Here is a 532-nt window from a genome sequence, read left to right as displayed (position 1 = left end):
TTCTGACGGATCTCAGGGGTCCAGTAGTGACGCAGACCACCGGCCACCGACCAGCCCTGGGTCGTGTCGATGTCGCCATCGGCATCGATGATCGCATCGTCAACGTCACCACCGCCGAAGCCGAGATAGCCGAGAGCGCCGTCAGCATAGGTGGCGGCAATCCACAGAGCGTCGCCAGCAGCGAGCATCGGCAGGTTCACGCTACCCTGGAACGACACGGCGAAGCCGTACTCGGTGTCCGGAATGAAGCCGAGGCCGGCCGCATCGACGAGCGCCACGGAGCGGAGCTGGTGGACAGCGCCGGAGAGCTGAGCCGAACCCCAGGTGCCAGCATACTTCACGTTGGCGACGACGTCGGGCACGCGCTGACCGGCGGTCGGGTCAGCAGGACCAACGAAGAAGGGATTGGCGATGCCGTCAAAGCGGCCTTCTTCGAGCGCCAGCGTGGCCGAGAAGCCGTTGCCGAACGAGAAGGTGTAGGCGAGCAGGTTCACGGTCGGAGCGTCCGAGAAGCGGAGCGTGCCGAAGTGCG

1 protein-coding gene is annotated in these 532 nt (G+C 65.6%); it reads right to left on the bottom strand.

The genetic code is table 11. From position 1 onward, the window contains the following. A partial coding sequence (locus ACUXUR_RS26810; RefSeq protein ID WP_445505392.1) for a porin occupies positions 1–532 on the bottom strand: 532 nt, incomplete at both ends.

The organism is Microvirga medicaginis, from assembly GCF_052658925.1.
This window is presented reverse-complemented; position numbering and strand designations above follow the sequence as displayed.